The following is a 586-nucleotide window of genomic DNA, read 5'->3' as shown; positions in this document are numbered from 1 at the left end:
CGCTGCTGCTGCCCGCCCGACATGTGCGACGGGTACTTGCCCTCTACGCTCTCCGGCAGCCCGACCTTGGCCAGGTACTTGCGCGCTCGTGCCTCGGCCTCGGCGCGGCTCACCCCGAGCACGTGCATCGGCGCCTCGATGATGTTCTCCAGCACCGTCATGTGGCCCCACAGGTTGAAGTGCTGGAACACCATGGCGAGCTTGGTGCGCATCTGCTGCAGCTGCCTGGCGTCGCTCACGCGCAGCGCCCCGGTCTTGTCCGGCGCGGTGCGGATCGCCTCGCCGTTGAGCGTGATGGCGCCGGCGCAGGGCTGCTCGAGGAAGTTGATGCAGCGCAGGAAGGTGCTCTTGCCCGAACCGCTCGATCCGATGATGCTGATCACGTCGCCGGCCTTGGCCTTGAGCGACACGCCCTTGAGCACTTCGTGGTTGCCGTACTTCTTGTGCAGGTCGTCCACGGTCAGTTTGTACATTTCAATCTCTCCCAATACGGCGAATCAATGCGCCTGCGGCTTGAGGAAGGCGAGCCAGCGCTGCTCGCCGCGGCGGAACAGCCAGACCAGCGCGAACACGATCACGGCGTACA

Annotated in this window: 1 protein-coding gene; it reads right to left on the bottom strand. The window is 65.4% G+C overall.

Annotated elements, in window-relative coordinates:
* Nucleotides 1-473, bottom strand: a 473-nt coding sequence (locus AC3WG5_RS19220) for an ATP-binding cassette domain-containing protein (protein WP_492570339.1), incomplete at its 3' end; no start/stop codon positions are given.
* Between the last annotated feature and the right edge of the window lie 113 nt (nt 474-586).

The organism is Pseudogulbenkiania sp. FW507-F1 (genome assembly GCF_058781125.1).
Note: the sequence above shows the minus strand (reverse complement) of the source record. Positions and strands in the feature narration are given on the sequence as shown.